Source organism: Ochrobactrum sp. A-1, from assembly GCF_022488005.1.
GTDB lineage: Bacteria > Pseudomonadota > Alphaproteobacteria > Rhizobiales > Rhizobiaceae > Brucella.
The window spans coordinates 128,128-150,060 of the sequence record NZ_JAKVQC010000005.1; the positions used below are offsets into that span (position 1 = coordinate 128,128).

A 21,933-nucleotide genomic window follows, 5' to 3' on the forward strand; every position below is an offset into this window, starting at 1 on the left:
GCTTACGTTAAAATCTAAAATAAATCAGTTTAAGGCAGCGGAATGCATCTTCCATTCTTGATCGCTGACGTCTTCACTGGTGTGCAGTACAGGCCAACAGTCACTCGCCTGGCTGAACTCTCGCTTGCTCCTCTGCCGACTAGTTGGGAATTAGCAAAGGCCATACATGAATACGACGAGCCTGTGTGGGCGATGAGTCTCGCGAATGCGCCAGTTGAGACTGTTTCTGCTATTACGTCGGCTTTAGAAGACTTAATCCTTTCGACGCCAGATTTATTGCCGCCAGCGCTCCCAGCCCCCTGCAACAGCCGCGGCGATCGTCATTTGACCGCATTGATAAATCTTTGGACAAGGATGGGCGATGCCTTGCCAGACGGGTTATCTGCCATCCGCCATATTCTCCAATTGCCTCATCGCCACTTTTTATCCAAGCTCTCCATTGTTGAAGGTTCACTAGATGCTTGCGCGCCAGCATCGTTGGCAGCCTTATATAAGCGACTACATTCGGAGTTTGGTTCTGTTCCCTCAACCGCGACAAGGTTTGCAGCTGCAAAAGGAACACGTCTCAATGCGTGTCAGGCCGGATTGCTTGTAAGCGATCTTGAAACTGGCCCAGCTGATTACAGCATGAATTTTTATGGTTTGCGTGACGTGAGTGTCTGCGCAGATTTTGCCGCAGCACGCGCTCGCTCCCTCATTGAAGCAGGTGCGAAGGCCCAGGACATTGCTGTTCTCGCTGCAGATGATCTTAATCATATTGTTCGCGCCTTTACGGCACAGGGGGTGCCATTATCTGGCTTGCCCGATCACTTACCTGAGCGGGATCTTTTAGGTGAGCTGGCATTACAATTGTTGCTGGCGAAGCGACCTCCGACCCCAGCAATGGTTTTAGCCAGCATTGCATTATCACCCCTACTCCCATGGTCTGCGCAAACTGGTCGTGATCTTGCCGAAACCGTAATGGGTGGGGATTTCAGAGGCGAGGCGTTGGCGCCGGTACCTGAGCATAAGGAACTTTGGGACGACATTCGTTCATCCGCCAGCAGCTTAGCGCAGTTACGTTTCTATACAAATCGCATTTGTTCGAAACTTCCCCAAGGTGACGCGCTTACAGCAAGGCTTTCCATCCCGCTTGGCGAAGGTAGTCCAGATTGGGAGATACTTTTACGTTCAGTTCAGATCAAGCAATCATCCGTATCTGACCCTGTCAGGAATGTGGAGGGCGTCAGTCTTTGGTCCGCACATGAATCGCCATGGCGATCTTGCCGCCATCTGATTGTAAGCGATTTCACAGAAGGGCTTTATCCACTCCGACCTCGAGCCAATCCACTTTTTCTTGATAGCGAGATTATCACCATTAGAGAAAAAATGGGCTTTCAATTGCATGGCCGTGCGGAAAGACTTGAACAGAATATGGCGCTGTTCGATCAACAGCTTCGGGCTGTGTCAGAAAGCGTTGCATTCCTGATACCGTGGCGGGATTATTCAGGAGGAAGACTTGCGCCTTCGACTGGTCTGCCGCTGATTGCGCGCGCTTTTGATAACGTAGAAGATGCATCGGGCCTGATACAGGATCTCTCGTCACTTGAGAAAGACGAATGGCCAGTTCCTTATCATCTTGTGACACCAAACCCTGAACCGTCGAACATACCTGAAGAAATAATCTTCCCTGATCATGGATTGCTATCGCTGCGCCTTCGAGACGATGGAACGGCTAAGCCTCAATCACCATCAAAATTGGAAACACTTTTAGTAAGCCCACTTACCTGGCTGCTTGGTGAAATTAATGCAGTCGATATGAGTTGGTCGGCGGAAGAGCTCGATATTCTCGCAAAGGGGAGCATCGCACATGATGTGTTTGAGCATGCTTTTCCAGCAGGTGAAGTGCCACGCATCGATGAACTACGTTTATCCGTCGAGCAAGCCTATGATCGGGCACTGGCACGGCACGCAAGTTTTCTGCGTAATGCTACTTGGGAAATGGAGCGGGATGCTCTTCAGCGTGAAATTCTTCAATCCGCGGAACGTTGGCGCGAACACCTGATTGCCTTAGGCGCAAAGATTATTGGCAATGAAGTTTGGTTATCAGGCAAAGTTCAGGGCATTGAGCTTCACGGTAAGGCTGATGCAATTCTCGGATTGCCTGACGATACTCTGCTTGTGGTTGATCACAAGAAGAGCGGAAGCACATCGCGTCGCAAGAGAATGCAGGCGGGCTGGGATCTACAAGCCGGGCTTTATCGGGATATGATACAAAACCCGACACGCCGTGATGGGGATGCGATGGGTGAGCTCATCGGTCGCAAAGTCGGCATTGCTTATCATCTCATGGATGATGGAGGATTGCTGACATCTGGTTACGTACCTGGGAACGGTTCGCCCGCACGCGATATGGGCGATGATATCAATGACGGCGCTCTGGCCAAACTGGCCGAGCGTCTATCTGAAATTGGTGCCGGCAGAGTAGTCCTGAATACGACTGCTGATGAAAGCTTCTTCCGCCGGGAAGCAAACTTCATTCCTTATGCACTGACGGATGGATCCGCGCTCGTGACCGCTTTTATAAGACCAGCTGAAGAGGACCGATGATGGCACATCCAAAATTGGATCAAGACCTTGTCATTGTTCCGGCAGGTGCTGGTGCGGGAAAGACGCATCGTATCAAAACGCAGCTATCTGACTGGGTAAAATCGAACACCGTCCGGCCTGAACGCATTCTTGCAGTAACTTTTACAGAAGCTGCAGCAAGTGAACTGCGTGAGCGAATTCGTTCAGGTCTTCTGGCTGATGGATTAGTGTCTGAAGCCATGGCAGTTGAACGCGCCTACGTGTCCACAATCCACGGCTTAGGCTTACGTATTCTAACCGAGCATGCCCTTGCGGCAGGCTCTTCACCGCAGCCACGTCATTTGGGTGATGCAGAACGTGATCTTCTGATCCGACAAGCTCTTGCACATTCCAAGGCGCTGGATCCCATCAAACAAGAGCCCGAGCGTTACGGCTATTCCGCAAATTGGCAGAGAGACGAGAGCGTCGAAGACAGTTTACGTGCGCGTGTCCTTGCCATGATCGACCTTTTGCGCGGATTAGGCGAAATTGGCAGGGATCGAAAGCTAATAGAGCCTGCACTGGCAAGATTGGACGCAATCTATGGTCCAACGCTGGCCGATCCTGTATCTGCACGTGATGCATTGTTAAAAGCCATTGAGTTGATGCTTACCGCCTTTCCTGAGGGAGGTATGGCGACTGTCACGTCCAAAGGCCCTCGAGAGGCGCTCGAGAACAATCTCGCACTTTTTCAGCGGGTGAGTAAAAAGACCAATTTGCTACAAAGCGACTGGCAAGTTTGGCAGGATCTTCGCGGGTTATGGATGTCCAATAGCCGGACCAAAACGCCTGATGGATACGATGAACTTGCTCTTGCCATTATTGCGCACGCAGATGCTTTGCCAACGCATCCCGGCCCACTGGAAGATGCAAAAAAGCATTTACTTTGTCTCATCACCTGCGCGCAAGAAGTGATGCAGGCCTATGAAGAACGCAAGAAAGCGCTCGGACTCATTGACTTCGCCGATATGATCACAGGTGCTGAAGCTTTATTGCGCAAGAACCCGGAAGTTCGCCAGGCAGTACTGGATGAAATTGACTGCGTGATCATCGACGAATTTCAGGATACTAACCCCGTTCAATTTGCTCTTCTGTGGCAATTGGGTGCGAATGTACCGCGTACACTACTCGTAGGCGATGTTAAGCAATCAATTATGGGGTTTCAGGGCGCGGATCCACGACTATCGCAAGCGTTAGCAAAATCCAATCCCGCATCGACACAGCCCCTTGATCGAAACTGGCGCTCGACACCTGCGGTAATGAAATTTGTCAATGCTATGGGGGAGGGATTATTTAGCGAAGACTATAATCCATTGGCCCCTACCCGTGACCCAGTTGACGGCATCGCGCTGGAAATCTTGGATCTTCATAAAAGCCGAGCCGTGCGTACAGCCTCGAAACCACAAGAACATGTTGCCGAACGCATTGCTTGCCTTTTGAATAGCGCTGAGACAATCACGGACCGGCATACGAAATCGGCAAGGCCGGCGCGGCCGTCGGATATAGCTTTGTTGGTATGCCGACATTCAACAGCCACGCGTTACGCTGACGAATTGCGTAAGCGCGGCGTGCCTGTTCGCATTGCTGAGAATGGTTGGCTTACTAGTTTGAGTGTTCAGGCAGCAATTGCCGCATTAAGTTATGCTGCAAACCCGCAGGATATTCATGCGGCACTTCTTTTGCGCACACTTGGGCCTGATCCGATTTCTTTGCAGGATGCGCTAAGTGCCCAGCTTGATGGGCGATTGGCTAGGGATGGCGTTTTAGAACGGCTAAGGGAAATTTCTGACAGTCTATTGCCACTTCCAGCTTCTGCGGCTGTCAATCTCGTTGTTGATACTGCAAATATCCGTCCCTGGGCAGCATCGCAGCGCGATGCCCATCAGGCTCGAGCAGACTTGTTACGTTTGGAAGCGGAGGCGATCGAGTTTGAAAAAGCTCATCGTGATCTGAAAGCTGCTTCTGGCTTTCACGGCGAAACCATTAAGGTCTTCCTTGGCTGGTTAACTGCACGCGCCGGCGAACGCGATTTTGATCGTCGACCTGACCCGTCCGCAAACACAGCCGAAGCGGTAGAAATCGTTACCTGGCACGCCTCAAAGGGGCGAGAGTGGCCAATTACGATTGTCGCAGAGTTTGATAATTCAATTCTGGAACGCCCTGGAACAACGTCGGTCAGCTTTGAAGCACTTGATCAAATTGATGACATTGCAAGCGTTCTCGCATCTGCAAAACTCATTCACACGCCATGCTTCGTCGCACCGGAAGCACAAAAGCTTTTCATTGACGATCGGCGTTCAGATTTTGAGGCAATTGCGAAAAACCTTCTATACGTTTCCCTAACTCGTGCACGGGATCGGCTAATCATAGAATGGCCATCGTTTCTTAAAGACCGAGAAGAGGATGCCCCAGAAGCCAGCTGTCTGTTTCATGTATTCAAGGATAACTGCAAACCTATTTTAACAGATAATGCACTGCGCCTAAATGGTGCGGAATGCGAGATTCATCTCAAACAGATGGCAGATACTGCAGGCTTTACCGAACTTAAAAATGGACTTGCTTTCCAATCCATCCAATTAGGAAAGGCAGACCGACTGGCAACTACGCAACTTACCCCCTGGAGAGTGCAGCCATCATCAGCAAGTGCGGTAGGAAAAAGGCCAGTCAGCCGCACTATTCAAATTGGCACGCCATGGGAAACTGCTGTTAACGACGCCCTTCGTGGTTCAGCGCTCCATCTCGCGATACATGGCCAATTGTTGAGGCAGGACCTAGAAAAAGAGCTAGCTGCAGCAACGGGCCTTAATGAAGAGACGCTTACTCTAGTCGCAGATCGCGCTGAAGCTCTGAAAGCCTGGCTCAGTGATGCAGGCTATTCAGAACTTCATTGCGAAATCCCGATCGGGTACGAAACCGAAGCCGGTGCCCAGATCAATGGCACCATCGATCTTCTGGCAGTTGGCCCGAAGGGAAGCATTCTGATCGATCATAAATCAGGAGGCTCCGGAGAAGGCTTGGGGCCTTACTGGCCGCAGCTTGCGGCATATGCTGATCTCGTCGCCAAGTTTTTTCCCAAACATCCGCTGCGGGGCATCGGAATTTTTTGGGTTGATCATGGATCGCTTGAGTTGGTGGATCAGCCATCGGTGGCTGTACTCGCTGAGCCGAGAGCAAATTCCGCAATAGTATGATTAAACGGAAGTCTTACAGATTCATTATACGAGAACATGGCTGTCAGCTTTGACAGCAACATATACGGGGGTCACGTGACGAACGAACTGAACTTTGAAAGCCTGAAGCAAAAGCAACGGGAACATCGAGAAAATTTTCCTGAAAACGTCAATCTTCGCGTGCATCGGTCGCTCAGCTGGATTGGGCGCGCCGAGACCTGTAACGATGATGATGACGCTAGGTTTATTTTTCTCTGGATTGCCTTCAATGCCGCCTATGCGGACGAGCGTGAGTTTCAGTCGATTCAAACCGGCGAGCGGGTAGCGTTTCTGGATTTCTTTGGTCGGCTGGTCGATGTTGACAAAAGCAATCGTATTTACAATGCGGTCTGGAAAAAGTTCTCAGGCCCCATACGCCTCCTCATGGAAAATCCGTACATTTTTAGCCCGTTCTGGCAGCATCATAATGGCATAGACGGCTATGAAGACTGGGAAGCCCGCTTTCAAACCTCGTCCGATCTCTTCAAGAAGGCTTTCCAGAATGGCAACACCGCCCGGGTGCTCAGTTTGGTTTTTGAACGACTATATGTTCTCCGGAACCAGATTGTTCACGGCGGATCAACCTGGAACAGTGGGGTGAACCGCACACAGGTACGCGATGGTTCAGCGATTCTCGCATTCTTGATGCCAACATTCATTGATCTGATGATGGATAACCACGCGTCAAACTGGGGTCGGCCTTTCTACCCAGTGGTTCGATGACGGTAGTTCCGACTGTTGTTGAAAGCCAAGGACGTTTTCTGCACGTAATGCACAAAAAACTAGACGGTCTGAACCGGCCAAGGTCGCGGGCTCAGTTTTCGAAATAATCCTATCTCGTTTATCTGGCGTAGCTCAGTGACGGCTACATCAGACTATGAGGGCGAAATGACAATTAATGCACAGAACCGGCTGTTGCCCGACTGGTTTTCGCGGTTTCGTTTACGACAGACCGTTATTCCCCGTTTCCAGCGTTTTTTGGCGTGGGGGCATGCCAACGTGACGCCAACGCCCCGTAAGATAAGCTGCTTCTCCTTGGGAGAGAGGATACAAGAACATCGTATGATCCGCAGCCTTTACATCTCTGTGTTCAGGATTAGGAGCATTGCGATCTCTCGCGATCTTATCGCGTATACATATAGGATAGGCTCAAAAATAACCAAATACGAGGCGGTAAAATGAACAACAATAGAACGAATAAAAAGTATCCTGAATTGCTACTTCTTAAGGACAGAGGCAAATGGGATAGCATATATTTTTCTGCGAAGGGTGTTATTGACAATGAAAAAGATAGATCCCTATTTGCAGAAATCCCACTGGAGGTACTGCTCGATATATCCAGGAAATACTCCCTGTGGAATAATTACTTTATTTTCGCAGACGAGTATCTTTGTAGGATTGAAAATATTAAAATTAATTTTAAGAATAGAAAAGTTGATTTAGTCTTATCGACTATGGACGTAAACATTAATGATTGATTCCCGGTGTCTCTGATTATGAGCTTCGTATTTCCGCTGGATGCACGAGACGGGAGAGCAGGATCTGTTTCGCTCGCACCTTAACCAGATGATCGACTTGAAGCATGAACTGGTGCGGTTGGCGCAGATGAGGCCGTCTGCGCCCGCTACCTCGACAGTCCGTACTGCCAGTATTTCTGCGGCGAGGAATTCTTCCAGCATCTGTTGCCCTTTGACCGTTCGTCAATGACCCGCTGGCGCATGGGCGATGAGCGGATCAAGGCTCTTCTACAGGAAAGCCTGTCGGTAGCGGTTAGGACCGGGGCGATGAAGCCTGCTGATACGCGTCAGGTAATCGTGGACACCACGGTGCAGCCGAAGAAGGGCGGGAACGGCTGGGTGCGTCTGGTAAGGGAAACCGGCCTGGAACTGCGCCAGACCTATGTGCGGGTTGGTAAATTCGCCCTGATCCAGCACCAACGTTATGCGCACGCCAAGCAATTCAAGCGGGCCGGCAAGGCCTTGCGCAAGCTGAAGACCTATCTGGGACGCGTCGTCCGGGACATGGAACGTCAGATCGCCGGGGATGAACGGCTCCATGCGATCTTCCGCCGGGAGCTCTACAAGGCACAAACGGTTTTGAACCAGAAGCAGCGTCAGCGTGGCCGCAAAATTTACAGCTTGCCCGCCGACGAGGTCGAATGCATCGGCAAGGGCAAGGCCCACGAGCCCAACGAGTTCGGGGTGAAGGTCTCCATCGCCGCGACATTGCGCCGCTCCAAAGGCGGGCAGTTCGCCCTGCATGCCATGGCGCTGCCCGGCCATCCGTACGATGGCCACACCCTTGAAACCGTCATTCCCGACATGGAACAGACGATCGGCAACGAACTTTCCCGTATCCTCGCCAATGCCGGATATCACGGCCACAACGCGCCTGACAGCCACAAGTTCCGGGTCTTTACCGCTAGCCAGAAACGCCGCGTCACCCGTAAGCGGTAAGCGCTGTCCTGACCCCACCTTCCGGATCATCGCTTGATCATTGATGTTCAACCTCGAAAGAGGGCTAGGACATATGTCGATTTCAGAACTTACGCTTAAATCCAAGGATGAGCCGATACGCCGGTTTGAGGTGTTCACAGGCAATGGCCGTCGTCGCGAATGGAGCGACGATCAGAAGGCGCAGATCATTGCGGAGAGTTGCGAGCCCGGCGTCACGGTGTGCTCTGTGGCGCGGCGGCATGGATTGACGCCGCAGCAGTTGTTCACATGGCGACGGCTCGCCCGAAAGCCGCTTGATGTGTTGTCGGTGCCGGAGCAAGCACCAATGTTTGCACCAGCAGTCGTCGTGTCGCCCGAGAATTCGGAACCGAAGAGGGCGCGGCAAGCACGTTTGCCAAGAAGAACTTCTCCGGAGGCGGCCATTGAATTGCGGATTGATGGAGCCTGGCTGCGTATTGCCTCTGGCACCGATGCTGCAACCATTGCCGCCGTCATCCAGGCGTTGAAGGCTCAGTCGTGATTGGCCCGTCCGGTGCGGTAAAAGTGATGATCGCCACCAAGCCTGTCGACTTCCGCAAAGGTGCTGAAGGATTGGCGGCATTGGTAAAGGCCCAGATGGGTGCCGACCCGTTCTCGGGCACGATCTACGTATTCCGGGCCAAACGAACGGACCGGATCAAGCTGATCTTCTGGGACGGCAGCGGCGTGTGCCTGGTCGCCAAGCGGATCGAGGATGGCGAGTTCCATTGGCCTCGAATGCAAGACGGTGTGATGCATCTGACGGCCGCCCAGTTCTCGGCTCTGTTCGAAGGATTGGACTGGAAACGCGTGCATGCGCCGAGCGAAACGCGCACGCCGATAAAGGCCGGATAACGGGCGCGACCAATTGAATCAGAGCCATTCAGCGTCTCGCTCCGAGCGGCAAAATATGCTGTTCTCGATCCATGACGATGACGGCAGACGAGCTTCCGGATGACCTGAACGCGCTGAAAGCAATGGTGCTTTCGCGTGAGGCGGAGAATGCCCGCCTGCGGCAGATCATCAAGGAATTACAGCGTCACCGCTTTGGTCGACGGGCAGAGACGCTTCCAGAGGACCAGCTTCTGCTTGGGCTTGAAGAGGCCGAACAGATCGAGGCTGCCGGGCTGGAAGAGAAGGAACAAGGCTCGACTGCTCTGCGCCAGGCGCAGGTCGCTAAACGGCGTACGAACCGGGGTTCACTGCCAGCGCACCTGCCGCGCGTCGAGATCGTGGTCGATATCGATAACCATGCCTGCCCCTGCTGCCGCAACGACCTGCATCGGATCGGCGAGGATGTCAGCGAGAAGCTCGATCTTGTGCCCGCCCAATTCCGGGTGCTCGTGCTGCGCCGCCCGAAGTATGCCTGCCGGGCCTGTGAAGAAGTCGTTGTCCAGGCTCCGGCCCCGGCAAGGCTGATCGAGGGCGGCATCCCGACAGAGGCAACCGTCGCCCAGGTGCTGGTATCTAAATATGCTGACCACCTGCCGCTGTATCGCCAGGCGCAAATCTACAAGCGTCAGGGCATCGACCTCGACCGTTCGACGCTCGCCGACTGGGTCGGTCGCGCCGCCTGGCATCTACGCCCGGTCCATCAGCGGCTGCTCGATCATCTGAAGTCATCGTCCAAGCTCTTCGCCGACGAGACGACGGCCCCGGTGCTCGATCCGGGACGTGGCAAAACCAAGACCGGCCAGCTTTGGGCTTATGCACGAGATGACCGGCCGTGGCAGGGCGATGACCCGCCCGGTGTCACCTATGTCTATGCGCCAGATCGCAAAGGCGAACGACCGATGGCCCATCTCGACGGCTTCGTCGGCATCCTGCAGGTAGACGGCTACAGTGGATATCGCCCGCTCGCGGCAAAGAACACCGTGTCGCTGGCCTTCTGCTGGTCCCACGTTCGACGCCGCTTCTATGAGCTTGCTGCCGCTGGTCCGGCACCCATCGCCAGCGAGGCGCTGCGACGCATCGGCGAACTTTACAGGATCGAAGAAGAGATACGTGGCCGGCCCCACGAGGAGCGTCGTGTCGCCCGTCAGGAAAAAAGTCGTCCGATTACCGACAGCCTCGCTCCCTGGCTGCGTGAACAACTCGGCTACATCAGCCAGAAGACAAAACTCGCCGAAGCAATCCGCTATGCCTTGTCACGCTGGGACGGCTTGACCCGCTTCATCGACGATGGCCGGATCGAGATCGATTCCAACGTCGTCGAACGATCAATCAGGCCAATTGCCCTCAATCGCAAAAATGCGCTATTTGCCGGTTCTGACGCCGGGGCCGAACACTGGGCGACTATCGCCTCGCTCATCGAGACGGCAAAGCTCAACAATGTCGAGCCACTGGCCTATCTCTCAGACGTCCTCACCAAGATCGTCAACAATCATCCAAATAGCCAGATCGACGACCTGCTGCCTTGGGCCTATGCCGCAACGCACGATCTCAAAGCCGTGGCCTGAAAACAGCGCTTACCGTAAGCGTTCGCTGCGGACCACTTGTGTCTTAGCTTGACGTCTTGAAGTTCCACGGGAGCAGGTCGTCGAGGCGGCTTTGGGGATGTCCACTTGCGATGGCGGTCAGTGTAGCCTTGAGATAGGCAAAGGGTTCGACGCCGTTGATTTTACAAGTTTCGATCAGTGAAGCGATGCGCCCCCAAGCGATGCCGCCTTCGTCGTGACCTGCAAAAAGCGCGTTCTTGCGATTGAGAGTGATGGGCCGGATGAGATTTTCGACCCTGTTGGAGTCAATCTCTACGCGACCATCCATCAGGAAGGTTTGCAGGCCGCCCCATTGGTTATGGATATAGGCGAGTTTTTCTCCCAGGCGGGATTTGGCGGATACCTTGCAACGCTGTGCCTGAAGCCATTCTCCGAAGGCCGCCACCAGAGGCGCAGTGCGGGTCTGGCGGGCGGAGAGGCGCTGACCGGGTGATATGCCACGGATATCAGCCTCTATGGCATAGAATTCGGCGATCCGACGCAAGCCCTCGGCGGCGATCTCGGAGCCGTCCCGGTCGAAGATCTCCTTCAGCTTACGCCTTGCATGTGCCCAGCACTGGGCCACCTGAACGGGACTGCCACCCTTGCGAGAGGGTTTGGTAAGCCGATTGTAACCCTGATAACCGTCGATCTGCAGGATGCCGTCAAAACCGCTCAGGATGGTTTCCGCATTCTCGCCTGCGCGACCTGGAGCGTAGAAGTAGACCACGCCGGGCGGATCCTCTCCGCCCCATGGCCTGTCATCGCGGGCCAGTGCCCATAGATATCCGGTTTTGGTTGTTCCACGCCCCGGATCCAGCACTGGGGCGGTGGTTTCATCCATAAACAGCTTTCCAGACCGCTTCAGATGATCGGCCAGCCGGTCAACTACGGGCCTTAGATGGAATGCGGCCTTGCCGACCCAATCGGCCAGAACCGCCCGGTGCAGATCAAGTCCTGCTCGTGCCAGGATCTGGCTCTGGCGATATAATGGCAAATGGTCCGCATACTTGCTGACCAGAACATGGGCCAGTGTTGCTTCCGTGGGCAGGCCACCGGTGATCAGATGTGCCGGCGCTAGCGCCTGGGTCACCCCGTCGGTGCAGGTCCGGCAGGCATATTTTGGCCGCACTGTAACGATGACACGCAACTGCGCCGGCACGATGTCCAGCCGCTCGCTTCGGTCTTCACCGATCTTATGCATCACGCCACAGCCGCAGGGGCAAATCAGGCTGTCCGGTTCGATAATTTCTTCAATACGTGGCAATGTGGCAGGCAAATTGCCAATGGTGCGTCTGGCTGCGAGCCTGGTCGTCCCGTCGCCCGCTTTGGCGGCACGCGTTTCCTTCTCTGCCTCCACTTCCGCAAGCGCGATAGACAGATCATCGAACGCCAGCTGTCGCTCGTCTTCTGACAGCTTTTCCGACCGTTTTCCATGCAAGGCGTGGTTCAGTTCGGCAATCAGGTGCTCTTGCCGCCGGGTGATGTCTTTCAGCGCCGCAACCTCTTCCATCAATGCCAGAACCGCCGCGCGTTGCGCAGCAGGAATGGCGGAAAGATCAAGGGCGGGAGCAGTCTGCATCAGGCGAAGCTATCACCTGACGTCAGCAAAAACACGTAAATCCAGATACTTGATTCATTCTGCCGCAGCTGGCGTTCTGGCTTCCAGAGCCTTGACCTTGCGCCAGTCGAGCCCGGAAAAAAGTGCCTCGAACTGCGCATGGTTCAACGTCATCAACCCGTCTCTGACGGTAGGCCAGGTGAAGCTCGTATCCTCCAGCCGCTTGTAAGCCATCACCAGCCCGGTACCGTCCCAATATAGCAGCTTCAACCGATCTGCCCGGCGTGAACGGAACACAAATACGGTACCCGTGAATGGGTTCTCGCGCAGAACCGATGATACGAGTGCCGCTAACCCGTCATGCCCCTTGCGAAAGTCGATGGACTTCGTCGCAACCATGATCCGCACCCGGTTGGAAGGAAATATCATGAGCAGGTAGCCAAGGCGTGCACCACTGATGCGATCCGATCCGCCGAAGCGCCGGTCTCCAGACGAATGACCACTGAGCCTGCGACGATTTCCGGGCGCGAGGGAACATCAACATCAATGCACGCTGCTTTAGTGGTCGACCCAACCATTAAGGTTGCAAACTCCACCGGATCCTCTGGCGCAGGCAACACCAGATGCCCCTTTCTCGCAAGAGTCCGCCACGTCGATACATGATTTGCAAGCAAACCGTGCCGACGCGCAACAGAACTCACCGTAGCGCCAGGCAGCAGCGTTTCTGCCACAATACGCGCCTTCAAATCATCCGGCCACTTTCGGTTCCCACGGCTTCCGCCACCAACTGGTAGAACCTCCAATGTAGTATCCATGGAGAAACTCCGTCCTGTTCATCTCAAAAATCTAATGAGACAATTAGAACTGTAATTGGAAGGCGGGGGGCAGCGTACGCTTACCGTCACCCCTGCCATCAAGCGCCAGATGCGACGGCGGTCAGCCGTCGAGTCCGTTATAGGTCACATCAAGAACGAGCATCGTATGGACCGCAATTAAAAATTGCTGCTGACAACCGCGATTGGGCTCAATATTCTTATGTTTCCAACGCGGGGAAAACGATGATACCTGATTACCAAACGCTGATGTTGCCGGTATTAAAAGCGGCAATTGATGGTGAAATATCGACCAAAGAAGTCATATCCTCTCTCGCCGAGACTTATAAGCTTAGTACAGAAGATCGTGAACAGCTATTGCCAAGCGGTAAACAGCGCACTTTCGATAATCGCGTAAATTGGGCGAAATCCTATCTGAAGCAAGCCGGTCTGATCAGTTACCCTTCACGTGGCGCATATAAGCTGACGGAAGAAGGTATTCGAATACTCGGCAAATCTCCGACCCGTATCGATAGTGCATATCTGGAAAGATTTGCAGCATTCCAAGAGTTTAAATCGCGAAAAGGCAACAAAGCCGATCCCGTCACGTCGTCTGTTTCGCATGACGCAATAGAAGCAATCACGCCTGATGAACTGATCCGTACAACCTATCGTCAGATTAATGAAACGCTCGCCTCCGAATTGTTGGAGCGCGTGCGGAACGCAACGCCTAAATTCTTTGAAGAACTGCTGGTCGAATTATTGCTTGCTATGGGTTATGGCGGCTCTTCCGAAGATGCAGCACGCGCGATTGGCCAGTCCGGTGACGGCGGAATTGATGGTGTAATCGATCAGGATCCCCTTGGCATTGATCAGCTGTATATTCAGGCCAAGCGTTATGCTGATGGCAATAACATCGGCTCCGGACAAATCCGTGATTTCTTCGGTGCTTTGAATATCAAAAAGGCGCAAAAAGGGCTGTTTGTCACCACCTCCTCTTTCAGCTCATCTGCAATTCAGACAGCAAAAGACCTTGGGATGAGGATTGTCCTCATTGACGGAGTACAGCTTGCCAAACTAATGATCCGATACAATATCGGCTGCCGTGATGAAGACGTCTTACATCTCAAGAAAATTGATGAGGACTATTTTGGCTGAAGTGAAATGAAGGGGCTGGAAAATGAACGCTGTCGAAATCGAAGAGGCAATATCGGCACTTGCAGAACAGCCTTTTGACGCCGCAGATTTTCCATTCTCCTTCATTCAGGCGTTCGGTGCCAAAGAAACCACGCTGAAGCGACTGAGAAGTGGCGACACAAACAAGTCGGATATTGGCGGACTTCTGCAAACCAATAATATTCATATTAAGATTGCGGATGAAGGTGCGGTAACGCAAACGCTTATAGCGCTCAAAGAGAGCCCTGCCACTGCGCGCAATAAAGCCAAATTTATCGTTGCGACCGATGGCATTGATTTTCAGGCGGAAGATCTCAACAGCGGTGACGTCGTTGCCTGCAAATACACGGATTTCCCGGATCATTTCGGATTTTTTCTAAGCCTTGCAGGTATTTCGGCAGTTCAGCAGATCAAGGAAAGCGCCTTTGACATTAAGGCCACCGGACGTCTGAACCGTCTTTATATCGAGCTTTTGAAGGATAATCCCGATTGGGGCAGCGCTGAACGCCGTGAGGAAATGAACCACTTCATGGCGCGATTGATTTTCTGTTTTTTTGCGGAAGATACCGACATCTTCAATGGGACGGGTGTATTCACTCAGACTGTTGAGCAAATGAGTGCCAAGGATTCATCCAACACGCACGAGGTGATTTCCGAAATCTTCCGTGCGATGAACACATCGATCAGCGATAGAGCATCGGCCCAACTCGCGCGCTGGGCAGGTCAATTTCCGTACGTGAATGGCGGGCTTTTCTCTGGCAGCATAGAAGTGCCGCTATTTTCGAAAATTGCACGCACCTATCTCATCCATATTGGCCGGCTCGACTGGACCAAAATTAACCCGGATATTTTCGGATCAATGATTCAGGCCGTGGCAGATGATGAAGAGCGCGGCGCATTGGGCATGCATTATACCAGCGTGCCGAATATTCTGAAGGTGCTTAACCCGCTGTTTCTTGATGACTTGCGTGAAAAGCTTGAAGAGGCAGGCGATAATGCGCGGAAATTGTTGAACCTGCGCAATCGTATGGCACGTATCCGCGTGTTTGACCCAGCTTGCGGCTCGGGCAATTTTTTGGTGATTGCCTATAAGCAAATGCGCGAGATTGAGGCAGAGATTAACAAACGACGCGGTGAACCTGAGCTGCGCACCGAAATCCCGCTGACCAATTTTCGAGGCATAGAACTGCGTCACTTTTCGGCAGAGATCGCGCGTCTGGCGCTCATCATTGCCGAATATCAATGTGATGTGACATACCGTGGGCAGAAAGAAGCGCTGGCAGAATTCCTGCCACTTGATGCTCAAAACTGGATCACGCAAGGCAATGCACTGCGGCTTGATTGGCTGAGCATCTGCCCGCCGACAGGAGCAGCTGTAAAGCTCAATGCCAATGATTTGTTTCATACGCCACTCGATCAAACGCAGATCGATTTTGAGAACGAAGGTGGCGAAACTTATATTTGCGGTAATCCGCCTTATCTCGGTGGTAAGAAGCTAAGCAACTCCCAGAAAGAGGACATGAAGCGCTGTGGACTAGAAAAGTTAATGCAGCTAGACTACGTTTGTTGTTGGCTATTTAAATATTCAGAATATCAGAATATTAGCCCTGCAAAGGCATCTTTCGTATGCACGAATTCCATCTGCCAAGGTGAACAAACGGGATTGCTTTGGGGGAATCTGATTTCGCAAGGAATAAGTATAGTCTTTGCTCATTCATCTTTCAAATGGTCAAATAATGCCAGCCATAACGCTGGCGTTATATGTTGTATTCTGGGACTTTCTCCGGAAAGTAATGCCGAAAAATACATTTATGAAGGCGAAATCCGGCGCCAAGTATACAATATCAGTCCTTATCTCATTGAGGGAGCCAATGTGTATGTGACACCGGAAAGCAAGCCCTTAAACGGGCTGCCTGATATGTGTATGGGAAGCAATCCGGTCGATGGAACTAATCTAATTATTACCTCGCAAGAATATCATAATGAAGCAGGCCAGGATGCGAAGAAACTCATCAGGCGATATATCGGCGGCACTGATATTATAAAAGGTACTTTTCGTTACTGCATTTGGGTTCCGGATGAGATGTATGATGAAGCCATTCATATAACCTTCCTTCGAGATAAGATTGAAAAATGCCGTGCTTATCGTATTTTGGCCGGGCGGGATGCCCAGAAGGTTGCGCATACACCTCATAGATTTTGCTATCGAACTCATAAAGATGAGCGGTTCTTTGCTATACCCAAAACAAGTTCTTCTGGTCGGGATTATGTGCCAGTTGATATCTTTGAGAGTGGACCTGTCGTCAACGTCGATGCTTTCGCGGTTTATAGCGAAGCATTGCACACCATTTCTATCATCATGTCACGCTTGCACAATGCTTGGCTCTCTGTAACTTCAGGAAGGCTAGGTGAAGGGTATAGATATTCAGTTAAGTTGAGCTACAATACTTTCCCTGTTCCACCACTCACTGAAAAGAACAAAACCGATTTAACACGCTGCGCAGAGGATATTCTTCTTGCGCGCGAGGCGCATTATCCGGAAACCATTGCCGATCTCTATGATCCTGAAACAATGCCCGCCAACTTGCGCGCAGCGCATGAGCGTAATGACGAGGTGCTGGAGCGCATTTATATCGGTCGCCGTTTCCGCAACGATACTGAGCGCTTAGAAAAGCTGTTTGAGCTTTATACCAAAATGACAGCAAAGACCGGGAGCAAGAAAAGCGCATGAGCAATGGAACGGGGGAGCAATATGAGCCATCTTATGATGAGCTTGAGCAGCTTTTTGTCAATAATCAAGCCTTGTCTTCTATCGAAAAGCATCTGAACAAATTCAACCCGATCAAAGTCATGAAAATGCAAGGAATGGAAATTCGCCATTCCGCCATTCTCGCCTGGCTTTTGGATCCTCAAGAAACGCACAGCCTTGCTGACAGTTTTCTCAAGGCTTTTCTCGCTGAGGCATTACGTGGGCACGGCCATAAAAGCCCGAATGCCATCCGCATTTCGCAGGCTGATTTACGTGATGCAGAAGTACGTTGTGAATGGAATAATATCGATATTTTTATTCTCTCTCCGCAAAACCGCTGGGCGTTCATTATTGAAAACAAGGTTTATAGCTCGCAGCGTAAAGACCAGTTGAGTGGATATCGGCAGCGCATTGAGCAACTTTATAGCGCTCAAGCCACCGATACCGAAAAACCGCTGGAGATTTCCGGCATATTTCTGACGCTTAATGATGAAGCGCCGGAGGATAGCGAATACGTGGCTATTCGATATGAGGCGATCGGCAAATTTCTTGAGCTCTATTTGACTAACGAAGCTTACCAGCTTCAGCCCGAGGTCACGACTTTTCTGACCCATTATTTGCATGTTCTGGAGGAATTGATGGGTAAGAGCACCGAACGATCCGAAATGGAAAAACTGGCTCGGCAATTATATCGCGACCACCGCAAAGTCCTAGATTTCATTCTGGAACATGGCGCGGCCTCAGACTTTGTTTTGGCTACGCATAGTTTGTTTGGTGACAATCCGGAACATGGCAAGACCTTTGTGGTCAAAGGGGTTAACTACGTTTACACAGGTTTGAACGCCCGTACGTTCAGTTTTATTCCCGAAAGCTGGTACGAGGCACTAGGCCAATTTGGTAGACGCTGGAAGGGATGCGAGGATTGGTGGGCTGGCCTACCGTTGATCTGCTGGGTAGAAATTGGCAAGCATAGTGACAAAAAGGGAGGTTTCTTAAAGCTTACTGCTGAGGTTGGCCCGGTGAGCAACTATCAGTTTCGAAAGACTCTGATTGAAAGTATTGAAGCTAAAAATGACGGTAATCAGCTCAATATCAGCTTTTCAAAGGCAGCAAAGGACGAAGGGGCACAGTTTTCCCGGTTTTTACGCCGCAATACCATCAGCATAGAAGATATACAAAACAGCGAAGAAATCTTTGTAAAAACTGGAGAGCTGATGAACAAATTCAAAGCGGAATTTGATGCCGTCGCTCAAATCTTGCCTGAGTTCCTCGAGAACGGGGAAGCGAAAAATGCCTAGTCATTATATCCCTGGCGGCGATGCTAAAGTTATCTCCGAAATAGCAAAAGCGCATTATGGCACATATGAGAAGATGTTTGAACATCAAGATTGGCCGGAACGCGGTTCCGACATGATGCGTAAGGTTCAAAAGCGCGTTGTCGAAACTTATGGAAGTGTGAAGGCATTCGAAGAGCGTTTTCGTGCTGGGGAGTTAAAATGAGTGATATTCAGGCCGTCCCATCTGTTTCTGTTTCCTATGCGCAGAATGGTTCTTCCACCAAGGCAAACGAACTTGGCATGCGCCCTATGCAAGAGCGTGCTTATGAAAAGCGTGGTGAACAGTATTTGCTCATCAAGTCGCCCCCCGCATCGGGTAAAAGCCGCGCCTTAATGTTCATTGCTCTCGACAAGCTGCATAATCAGGGCTTGAGACAGGCAATCATTGTTGTTCCTGAAAAATCGATTGGCTCCAGCTTTGCGGACGAACCACTGACCACGTTCGGATTTCATTGGGACTGGAAAGTGCAGCCAAAGTGGAATCTGTGTAACGCGCCCGGTACAGATGGCGGTAAGGTCAATTCTGTAAAATCATTTCTCGACAGTAGTGACACCGTGCTGATCTGCACACATGCCACTTTCCGCTTCGCTGTCGATAAATTTGGTGTTGATGCTTTTGATGGACGTTTGATCGCTATTGATGAATTTCATCACGTTTCTGCAAATCCCGACAATAAACTCGGCGCTCATCTGGGCGAATTGATTGCGCGCGACAAGGTTCACGTTGTTGCCATGACGGGCTCTTATTTCCGCGGAGATGCTGAAGCGGTCCTCTCACCTGAAGATGAAAACAAGTTTGATGCCGTTACCTATACCTATTACGAGCAGCTTAATGGGTATAAATATCTGAAATTTTTGGAAATAGGCTATTTCTTTTACGCTGATGCATATTCAGACGATATCCTGAATGTTCTTCATCCGACAGAGAAGACGATAATTCATATTCCGTCGGTCAATTCGCGTGAAAGCACAAAAGATAAAATTCGCGAAGTTGAGCATATTATCGAAGAACTTGGCGAGTGGCAGGGCAGCGATCCGTCAACAGGTTTTCAGCTCGTTCAAACTAAGGAGGGTAAAACCCTTAAAATTGCGGACCTTGTTAATGACGATGCATCGAAGCGAGACAAGGTTTCTGCAGCTCTCAAAGATCCATCACAAAAGAATAACCGCGATCACGTCGATATCATCATCGCTCTGGGCATGGCCAAAGAAGGGTTCGACTGGATCTGGTGTGAACATGCACTGACAGTTGGTTATCGTTCAAGTCTCACTGAGATTGTGCAGATTATTGGCCGTGCAACACGCGATGCGCCGGGAAAAACCAAAGCCCGTTTTACCAATCTCATAGCAGAGCCGGATGCTTCTGAGGCCGCTGTTACTGAAGCAGTCAATGACACTCTGAAAGCGATTGCTGCCAGTCTTCTTATGGAACAAGTCCTCGCGCCTCGTTTTAATTTCACGCCTAAACGACCCGACAATACACCAGTGCCAAATTTCGACTACGGCGATAATGGGTATGATCCCGCCAAATGTAATGTTGGGTTTAATGAGCAGACTGGACAATTCCAGATAGAAATTAAAGGCTTGGTCGAACCCAAGAGCAAAGAAGCTCAGCGCGTCTGTCAGGAGGATCTCAATGAGGTCATTACGGCATTTGTTCAAGATAAGACGGCCTTGGAAAAGGGTCTTTTCGATGGCGAGCACGCGGGTGGTGAAACTGTTGCGCAAGAATTGACGCAGGTACGGCTGGGTAAGATTATAAAGGACAAATATCCCGAGCTGGACGATGTCGATCAGGAAGCGGTGCGACAGCACGCAATTGCGGCGTTGAACCTTACACAGCAGGCGAAAGCTGTCATGAATTCAGGCAATGATGGCCTGAAATCTGCGAATACCGCTCTCATTGATGGCGTACGCAGATTTGCAATGGATGTGAAAGAGTTGGACATCGATCTAATTGATCGTATCAATCCATTTGGGGAGGCCTATTCGATCCTTGCGAAATCCATGAGCGAGGATAGCCTGAAGCGGATTGCATCAATCATTTCGGGAAAAAAAATAAAGCTATCTCCTGAAGAAGCTCGTGATCTTGCTCGTCGCGCATTGAAATTTAAAAATGACCGTGGTCGTTTGCCATCGTTGACATCAAGTGACGCGTGGGAAAAACGTATGGCGGAAGGCGTTGCCTTCCTTGCGCGTATGAAGGCGGAGGCCGCTAATGGCTGACTTTAAAGATGATGATGAAGCGCTTCTTGCCGAACTTGGTGTCGATGTTGATGTTAAAAAAACCTCAAACCGTACACCGCGTGAAGAGCGCATAATTGCTGGCTTTGAAGAAATTGTACGGTTTTTTGATGAGCACGGCCATGCGCCCCGTCATGGTGATGAGCACGATATTTTTGAGCGGCTTTACGCAGTCCGGCTAGATCGTATTCGCGAATTGGAAGAATGCCGGTCACTTGTTGCGTCGCTCGATGCGCACGGGCTTCTTAATGACAATGGTTATATTCCACAATCGTCCATTGACGAGATGGACGACGATGCATTGCTTGCCGAACTTGGTGTTGAAGCAGACAATACAGATATTACGACTTTACAGCATGTACGTTCAGTCACGGAGAAACAGGCTGCGGAAGAAATTGCCAATCGCGAGCGGTGTGCGGATTTTGAGCGATTCAAGCCTCTGTTTGAGCAAGTGCAGGCAGATTTGAAGTCTGGAGTTCGCTCTACGCTTCCTTTTGTCAAAGATGCAGGGTTTTCAAAAGCTGAAATAGCGGTAGGGCAATTCTTCATCCTTGGTGGGCAAACAATATATGTTGCGGAAGTTGGTGAGGCTATCAAAGCTCCTAACGGCGAATCTGACGCCCGATTGCGCGTAATTTATTCCAATGGAACTGAGAGCAATTTGCTTCTCCGCTCTTTGCAGCGCGCACTTTACAAAGACGATGCGGGACGTCGCATATCCGATCCTTCTGCAGGCCCGCTCTTCGTCAGCACAGTCAGCTCGGAAGATAGTGAGAGCGGGACGATTTACGTTCTACGCAGTCTGTCAGAGAATGAAATCGTGAAGCAGAATCGAGATTTATTTCACAAAATTGGCGTGACAGGAGGAAGTGTTGAGAAGCGAATTGCGAATGCAAAAATTGACCCAACCTTTCTACTAGCAGACGTAGAAATTGTTGTGACATATAAGCTCTTTAATATTAACCGAACGAAGCTCGAAAAAGTCATTCACCGCGTTTTTGATTCTGCACGAATTGATATCGGTTTGACAGATCGCTTTGGTAATCCTGTTGTTCCGCGTGAATGGTTTCTTGTACCGATTTTTGTCATTGACCAAGTCGTTGAGCGAATTATAGAAGGAACAATCTCCAACTTTACATATGATCATTTGCAGGCCAAGCTAATCCCTTCGTAACAACCTGAGTGCGCAGTCGAATTCCTAAATTCTTCCTTTTAAACGTAACTTCAGGGCATCGTCAACTTAACGGAATGTGGAACTCGATGTGCGATAACGGGCCATGACAGATC

General features: G+C 51.2%; 15 protein-coding genes and 1 pseudogene. 13 read left to right on the plus strand and 3 right to left on the minus strand.

Features of this window, described 5'->3' with window-relative positions; translation table 11 throughout:
• Positions 1 to 42 precede the first annotated feature (42 nt).
• From MKS82_RS17815 to tnpC (MKS82_RS17845), 7 genes and pseudogenes are all read left to right on the plus strand, one after another.
• Positions 43 to 2,589 (plus strand): PD-(D/E)XK nuclease family protein, encoded by a 2,547-nt coding sequence (locus tag MKS82_RS17815; protein ID WP_240579118.1) that lies wholly within the window; start codon positions 43 to 45, stop codon positions 2,587 to 2,589.
• The gene (locus tag MKS82_RS17820; protein ID WP_240579119.1) at positions 2,586 to 5,798 is read left to right on the plus strand and encodes a UvrD-helicase domain-containing protein; all 3,213 of its coding nucleotides are present in this window, start codon (positions 2,586 to 2,588) and stop codon (positions 5,796 to 5,798) included. The genes MKS82_RS17815 and MKS82_RS17820 overlap by 4 nt, the downstream gene beginning before the upstream one ends.
• A gap of 75 nt (positions 5,799 to 5,873) precedes the next feature.
• Positions 5,874 to 6,539 (plus strand): HEPN domain-containing protein, encoded by a 666-nt coding sequence (locus tag MKS82_RS17825; RefSeq protein WP_240579120.1) that lies wholly within the window; start codon positions 5,874 to 5,876, stop codon positions 6,537 to 6,539.
• Positions 6,540 to 7,334: 795 nt separating this feature from the next.
• Positions 7,335 to 8,260: pseudogene (locus MKS82_RS17830) on the plus strand (IS5/IS1182 family transposase); the annotation flags it as partial.
• Between the two features lie 85 nt (positions 8,261 to 8,345).
• The gene (tnpA, locus tag MKS82_RS17835; RefSeq protein WP_181375986.1) at positions 8,346 to 8,792 is read left to right on the plus strand and encodes an IS66-like element accessory protein TnpA; all 447 of its coding nucleotides are present in this window, start codon (positions 8,346 to 8,348) and stop codon (positions 8,790 to 8,792) included.
• Complete coding sequence (gene tnpB / locus MKS82_RS17840) at positions 8,789 to 9,145, plus strand: IS66 family insertion sequence element accessory protein TnpB (protein WP_109366349.1); 357 nt, start codon at positions 8,789 to 8,791, stop codon at positions 9,143 to 9,145. Before tnpA (MKS82_RS17835) ends, tnpB (MKS82_RS17840) begins: the two co-directional genes overlap by 4 nt.
• A 71-nt stretch (positions 9,146 to 9,216) precedes the next feature.
• Positions 9,217 to 10,749: an IS66 family transposase gene (gene tnpC / locus MKS82_RS17845; RefSeq protein ID WP_121539677.1), complete on the plus strand. Its 1,533-nt coding sequence runs from the start codon at positions 9,217 to 9,219 to the stop codon at positions 10,747 to 10,749.
• 43 nt (positions 10,750 to 10,792) lie between these two features.
• Here tnpC (MKS82_RS17845) and tnpC (MKS82_RS17850) read toward each other — a convergent pair whose 3' ends face one another.
• The 3 genes from tnpC (MKS82_RS17850) to tnpA (MKS82_RS29545) are packed head-to-tail and all read right to left on the minus strand — an operon-like array spanning position 10,793 to position 13,143.
• Positions 10,793 to 12,349, minus strand: coding sequence for an IS66 family transposase (gene tnpC, locus MKS82_RS17850; protein WP_240579121.1), 1,557 nt, complete (start codon positions 12,347 to 12,349; stop codon positions 10,793 to 10,795).
• A gap of 54 nt (positions 12,350 to 12,403) precedes the next feature.
• Entirely contained in the window at positions 12,404 to 12,727 is a 324-nt protein-coding gene (tnpB, locus tag MKS82_RS17855) for an IS66 family insertion sequence element accessory protein TnpB (protein WP_240579122.1), read from the minus strand.
• Between the two features lie 26 nt (positions 12,728 to 12,753).
• The gene (gene tnpA / locus MKS82_RS29545) at positions 12,754 to 13,143 is read right to left on the minus strand and encodes an IS66-like element accessory protein TnpA (RefSeq protein ID WP_276313399.1); all 390 of its coding nucleotides are present in this window, start codon (positions 13,141 to 13,143) and stop codon (positions 12,754 to 12,756) included.
• 243 nt (positions 13,144 to 13,386) lie between these two features.
• On the opposite strand from tnpA (MKS82_RS29545), the gene MKS82_RS17865 reads away from it, so the two are divergent.
• The 6 genes from MKS82_RS17865 to MKS82_RS17890 are packed head-to-tail and all read left to right on the plus strand — an operon-like array spanning position 13,387 to position 21,820.
• Positions 13,387 to 14,298, plus strand: coding sequence for a restriction endonuclease (locus MKS82_RS17865; RefSeq protein WP_240579123.1), 912 nt, complete (start codon positions 13,387 to 13,389; stop codon positions 14,296 to 14,298).
• A gap of 22 nt (positions 14,299 to 14,320) precedes the next feature.
• Entirely contained in the window at positions 14,321 to 17,047 is a 2,727-nt protein-coding gene (locus tag MKS82_RS17870; protein WP_240579124.1) for a DNA methyltransferase, read from the plus strand.
• Positions 17,044 to 18,363, plus strand: a complete 1,320-nt coding sequence (locus MKS82_RS17875; RefSeq protein ID WP_240579125.1) for a PDDEXK-like family protein — start codon at positions 17,044 to 17,046, stop codon at positions 18,361 to 18,363. Before MKS82_RS17870 ends, MKS82_RS17875 begins: the two co-directional genes overlap by 4 nt.
• Positions 18,356 to 18,565: a hypothetical protein gene (locus tag MKS82_RS17880; protein ID WP_240579126.1), complete on the plus strand. Its 210-nt coding sequence runs from the start codon at positions 18,356 to 18,358 to the stop codon at positions 18,563 to 18,565. Before MKS82_RS17875 ends, MKS82_RS17880 begins: the two co-directional genes overlap by 8 nt.
• A complete protein-coding gene (locus tag MKS82_RS17885; protein ID WP_240579127.1) occupies positions 18,562 to 20,628 on the plus strand; it encodes a DEAD/DEAH box helicase in 2,067 nt (688 codons plus the stop codon). The genes MKS82_RS17880 and MKS82_RS17885 overlap by 4 nt, the downstream gene beginning before the upstream one ends.
• Positions 20,621 to 21,820, plus strand: coding sequence for a GIY-YIG nuclease family protein (locus tag MKS82_RS17890; protein WP_240579128.1), 1,200 nt, complete (start codon positions 20,621 to 20,623; stop codon positions 21,818 to 21,820). Before MKS82_RS17885 ends, MKS82_RS17890 begins: the two co-directional genes overlap by 8 nt.
• Positions 21,821 to 21,933 lie beyond the last annotated feature (113 nt).

Coding starts and splice junctions, on each gene's coding strand:
- MKS82_RS17815 (WP_240579118.1), top strand. CDS start 43: ATGCATCTTCCATTCTTGATCGCTGACGTCTTCACTGGTGTGCAGTAC.
- MKS82_RS17820 (WP_240579119.1), top strand. CDS start 2,586: ATGATGGCACATCCAAAATTGGATCAAGACCTTGTCATTGTTCCGGCA.
- tnpA (WP_181375986.1), top strand. CDS start 8,346: ATGTCGATTTCAGAACTTACGCTTAAATCCAAGGATGAGCCGATACGC.
- tnpC (WP_121539677.1), top strand. CDS start 9,217: ATGACGATGACGGCAGACGAGCTTCCGGATGACCTGAACGCGCTGAAA.
- tnpC (WP_240579121.1), bottom strand. CDS start 12,349: ATGCAGACTGCTCCCGCCCTTGATCTTTCCGCCATTCCTGCTGCGCAA.
- tnpB (WP_240579122.1), bottom strand. CDS start 12,727: ATGGTTGCGACGAAGTCCATCGACTTTCGCAAGGGGCATGACGGGTTA.
- tnpA (WP_276313399.1), bottom strand. CDS start 13,143: ATGGATACTACATTGGAGGTTCTACCAGTTGGTGGCGGAAGCCGTGGG.
- MKS82_RS17865 (WP_240579123.1), top strand. CDS start 13,387: ATGATACCTGATTACCAAACGCTGATGTTGCCGGTATTAAAAGCGGCA.
- MKS82_RS17870 (WP_240579124.1), top strand. CDS start 14,321: ATGAACGCTGTCGAAATCGAAGAGGCAATATCGGCACTTGCAGAACAG.
- MKS82_RS17875 (WP_240579125.1), top strand. CDS start 17,044: ATGAGCAATGGAACGGGGGAGCAATATGAGCCATCTTATGATGAGCTT.
- MKS82_RS17880 (WP_240579126.1), top strand. CDS start 18,356: ATGCCTAGTCATTATATCCCTGGCGGCGATGCTAAAGTTATCTCCGAA.
- MKS82_RS17885 (WP_240579127.1), top strand. CDS start 18,562: ATGAGTGATATTCAGGCCGTCCCATCTGTTTCTGTTTCCTATGCGCAG.
- MKS82_RS17890 (WP_240579128.1), top strand. CDS start 20,621: ATGGCTGACTTTAAAGATGATGATGAAGCGCTTCTTGCCGAACTTGGT.